The 4,755-nt window shown below is 53.7% G+C and carries 4 protein-coding genes; 3 read left to right on the top strand and 1 reads right to left on the bottom strand.

From position 1 onward, the window contains the following. The 3 genes from J5224_RS23340 to J5224_RS23330 form a co-directional block, all read left to right on the top strand. A partial coding sequence (locus J5224_RS23340; protein ID WP_264627628.1) for a fimbria/pilus outer membrane usher protein occupies positions 1 to 2,255 on the top strand: 2,255 nt, incomplete at its 5' end. Between the two features lie 104 nt (positions 2,256 to 2,359). Then, positions 2,360 to 2,635 (top strand): hypothetical protein, encoded by a 276-nt coding sequence (locus J5224_RS23335; RefSeq protein ID WP_264627627.1) that lies wholly within the window; start codon positions 2,360 to 2,362, stop codon positions 2,633 to 2,635. Beyond that, positions 2,565 to 3,524: a fimbrial protein gene (locus J5224_RS23330; RefSeq protein ID WP_264627626.1), complete on the top strand. Its 960-nt coding sequence runs from the start codon at positions 2,565 to 2,567 to the stop codon at positions 3,522 to 3,524. Before J5224_RS23335 ends, J5224_RS23330 begins: the two co-directional genes overlap by 71 nt. Positions 3,525 to 3,587: 63 nt before the next feature. Here J5224_RS23330 and J5224_RS23325 read toward each other — a convergent pair whose 3' ends face one another. Further along, positions 3,588 to 4,433: a DNA/RNA non-specific endonuclease gene (locus tag J5224_RS23325; RefSeq protein ID WP_264627625.1), complete on the bottom strand. Its 846-nt coding sequence runs from the start codon at positions 4,431 to 4,433 to the stop codon at positions 3,588 to 3,590. Between the last annotated feature and the right edge of the window lie 322 nt (positions 4,434 to 4,755).

The following is a 4,755-nucleotide window of genomic DNA, read 5'->3' as shown; positions in this document are numbered from 1 at the left end:
TTGCGTTTAATTACGCTACGTTGCCCGCGGATTTTTTTGGGTCACAGAATGCGGGCGAGCAATGTGTCGATTTGCAGCAAAAACTTACCGAAGCGCAAATTAATTTTGACAGTAACGAGCAACGACTGGATATCGTTATTCCGCAGATATACATGCAGAACACTGCACGCGGCACGGTGAGCCCGGCATTATGGGATGACGGTATTTCTGCGCTAATGATGGGCTATAACGTCAATGGCTACACCAGTGAATCCCAGGGTAAAACGTTTAATTCGTTATTTGCCGGGTTGAATGCCGGGCTCAACGTGGGATCCTGGTATTTACGGCACAACGGCGCTTATGCCCGCATGGATAACGCGCCCAGTAAATACAGCAGCATCAACACTTACCTTCAACGCGACATTCCGACGCTGAAAGCGCGGATGCTGGTGGGGCAATCGAACACGGTTGGGCAACTGTTCGATACGCTGCCTTTCACCGGCGCGCAACTGATGACCGATGAGCGGATGTTACCTGAGTCCTTGCGCGGCTACGCGCCTGAGATTCGTGGTATTGCTCGCACCAATGCGCGAGTCACGGTGCGGCAAGGGGGGCAGATTTTGTATGAAACCACGGTTAGCCCCGGAGAGTTCCTGATCAACGACCTCTATCCAACCGGCTACGGTGGCGATCTGAATGTCACGGTGCGTGAGTCTGATGGCACCGAGCAACATTTCAGTGTGCCTTATGCGTCGGTGGCTCAACTGTTGCGTCCAGGCTCATCACGCTATGCGATCACCGGCGGAGAAGTGCGCAGTGATAATCTGCGCGATAAGCCATCACTCTATCAGGCGACGTATCAACGCGGTTTGACCAACGCGATTACCGGGTATGGCGGTGTTCAGGCCAGTGAAAATTACGCCGCCTTGCAGTTGGGCGCGGCACTAGGCACGTCGATCGGTGCGCTGGCGTTTGATGCGACCCAGGCGCGTACACAGTTGGATAATCCGGCTAACGCGGAAAGTCGACACCCGGCGGGGAGCCGCTCTAATGGGCAAAGCTATCGCGTAAGCTACAGTAAACTAATTAGTGAAACTAACAGCAACCTGTCGTTGGCCGCATACCGGTTTTCGACAGCGGGTTACATGGATTTTATGACCGCGATGCGTACACGCAACGCGCTGGCTGAGGGATATTCACCGGGGGCGATTTCCAGAGCGAAAAACCGCGTCACGGTCACTGCCGGACAGGGGCTGCCAGAGAATGGCGGACAACTGTATTTCAGCGGATCGTTGCAGAACTACTGGAATAAGGCGGGCAGCGAAAAGCAGTACCAGATGGGCTATAACAACCGTTATAAGAATCTTTCTTACGGCTTTAGCGTCAATCGCAGCTTCTCCAGTCTGGGTACGGCACAGACGAACTATCTGTTGAGCTTCAGCATGCCACTGGGCCGCAACGATGCTTCCCATACGCCCTATTTGCGTATGGATCTGTCTCACGACAGCAGCGGTCGCTATGGTCAGCAGGCCAGTGTGTCTGGCGCCGTAGGGGCAGATAACCCGCTCAGCTATGCGGTAACGCACGCCAACCAGAATATGGGATCCAGTGGTTCGTTGAGTGGCAGCTACCGTAACGCGGCGACAGCGTTGAGTGGAGCCTACAGCACCGGTAAGGGCTATCACAGTGCGTCTGCCGGGATGAACGGTACGGTTATCGGCCATGCGGGTGGCGTGAGCTTCACGCCGTACTCGTCAGAGACCTTTGCGTTGGTAGAGGCCAAAGGCGCACAAGGCGCCAGCGTGTCATCGTATCCGGGGGTGAGTATTGACTCTCGCGGTTATGCCGTGGTGCCGTATTTAAGCCCGTACCAGATGAACGAGATCAACCTCGATCCCAAAGGCGCGTCAGCGAATCTGGAGCTGGATAATACCAGCATGAAAGTGGCTCCGCATTCCGGTGCGGTGGTGAAGGTGAAATACAACGCCAAGAGCGGTACACCGATTCTGGTGAATGCCACCTACCAGGGAGAACCCGTGCCTTTCGGTGCCGATATCTTTGACAGCCAAGGCAACAGCGTGGGTGCCGTCGGGCAGGGCGGACAACTGTATGCACGTGTGTCACAAGATAAGGGACAACTGCGGGTGCAATGGGGAGAGGACCCGGATATGTCGTGTACGGTCGGCTACTTGCTGATGCCAATGGCGAAAGGGAAAGAACAACGCCAGATTCAGCAATTCAATTCCGTGTGCACCTCTGCGGTGGCTTCTGCATAGACAGAAGCGACATTGCCTAAAAAAAACTCGCGTGCCCACAACAGGTGAGGGCAGTTATTCACTGCCTGCCCTTTGCGGCCGATGCCGAACGCTGGAGAAACAGTATGAAGTATTTGAACATTCCTCTTTTAACGCTGCTCGGCACGATGCTGTTAGCCATGGTCAGTAGCCACAGTTGGGCCGCAATATCTTGTGGCTATCAGGCGGGCTTCAGCGCGTCCTCGCTCAGCGTGCCGTTAAGCCCGCCGATCATATCGGCCGGTGCGGATATACCGATAGGCACCATTATTTATCAGGGGCGTTGGATGAATGCACCCACGGTGGATATTGAATGCCGATCGCCTGGCGGCGGTTTCCCCTTACTGGGCGGTAGGCATTGAGCAAGCGCCACTGCCGCTGAGCGGGTTGAATACCGGCCCGTTTGCCGGCGCCGTCTATCAAACCAATATCCCAGGGATTGGGGTCGCGATATCACGTCATAACGAAAGTGCTGCCGCAACGCTCGGCGTATTTGGCTATCGTAACGAAGACGTTATTTTCGGTAACGAACCCTATGGTGGAGTGACGCTGGGCGCCGCGACACGTTATATCTCGCTGATTAAAATCGGTCCGCTGACGCCTGGGAGCTATGCTATCTCGGCATCCAGTTTCCCTACGGCAAGCGATAATATGGTGAATTCGCGTTCTGGCGAGCAAATCCAAGGCTTGCCGCTCCAATTAAATCGCGTCACCTTTACCGGAAATCTGACGGTAACAGCGCAAACCTGCACCACGCCGGACGTCAATGTGGCGATGGGTACTTATGATATACGGGAACATTTCAGGGGACCCCATTCCACTACGCCGTGGATTGATGCGTCTATTTCGCTGCAAAATTGCCCGATGTTTCATGGATTTTATAATCAAACGAACACCACGACACTGATGGATTTCAATACCGGGAGTGCGGTGGCGACGCCATCGATCAATAACAGCACCGGTGTGCGATTGACACCCACCACGGCAGTGAAAGATGCTGTCAACGGCATCATGGCCATTGACGCGTCGGTGCCCGGCGCGGCGTCAGGCGTCGGGATCCAGATTGGGTGGGGCTTGAATAGCCAAACGCCAACACCGTTTAATTTCTCCTCAGAGCACGCTATGGCCTTACCAAAAGAGGGCAGCCCGACGATCCGGGTTCCGTTATCCGCGCGCTATATCCAAACGGATGCCGTTGCGACTGCGGGAAAAGCAGATGGCAAAGTGGTGTTTACGATTAACTATTACTAGCACGCCGTGCTGCGTTATTTTTAATGGCTACCTGCCGTAGCCATGGCTTAAACATTGCCGTGCTTATAAACATCCCATGGCTTTCGCTAACGTTCCTTTGCGTGATTTGAGCTTGGCCGCTACGTCCTCAGGCAAATAGGGCCAGATATTTAAATTCGGTGTGGTTTTCGCCTCTATCTCTTTAATGGTGACCTGAAAGTGGCAGATATTGGCGGCTCGTGGCGTGTTCTGATCCATGATAAACGCGGCAAACTCGCCGGATTCAGGGCTGTTGCCGGTGAAGATAACCTTCCAATAACCGCTCGGTATCTCGACGTCAGGGGCGGCTGGCAGCGTTGCTATCTTGCGCGTAAATAAGGGACCGGTCACCACGTAAACGGGGGGCGAGTCCGGGCGATTGGCCAGCAAGCGCTCTTGCAATTCTAAACGGGCCCACGGGCCTTGGTTTAAGGCTGACATCTGTGGCGTAATATTCGACAGATAATTTAGCGATTGCCAATCGGATGAGCCCGCCAGTCCGGCCAGCGGTGCCTGATGTCCGCGATCGATGGACAGGGCGGCATTCGCGCCGGTGTAAGCCGCTGGAGCGAGAGTATCCGATTCTGGTAGCACGGGATCGCGTCGCCAGTTTCTGGTTCCGCCGCTGGCAATACTGGAATGTGTGACTTTATAAGCTACCCAATTGGCAAATCGGGTGTCGCGATTGTTGTTTAATGTGTAAGCTTCACGTATCAGCGTTTGCTGACTTCCCCCTGTAGGACACCCCACCGCACAGTTATCAATCTCTGGCTCATCTACCGAGACGCTCATCGGTGAAAATGTGTGTGTTGCTACCGTCTCGGGCTGTTTTGTTGTGGTACAGGCAGCAAGAAAAATGACTGGGAGCAGTCGAAAAAAAGTATATTTCATGGCTTCGTCCTATTGCTGACAACATCGGGATAGAGGGATAACGGCAACCCAATAAAAAGCGGCGTGCAACAATAACGTGACATGAGGTGATTAAACGGCGGTTTAATATCAATCAATGCAATAAAAGTAAATGATGATATTGAGAGCGCTATTCCTAACGGAAATAGTTTTTGCGGCGACGCTCTCACGTGGCATCACCGAAGAGGGAACGACGACATCGAGGTACTATTTTATCTCGGCAGGTGGATTAATCGTTGGGGGGGATGCGGAACCCCTTTAACGAAATAACAAACATCCCGGCTTTCTTGCTGATCTTTGCACC

The sequence above is a fragment of the Candidatus Symbiopectobacterium sp. NZEC135 genome, assembly GCF_025962695.1.
Note: the sequence above shows the minus strand (reverse complement) of the source record. Positions and strands in the feature narration are given on the sequence as shown.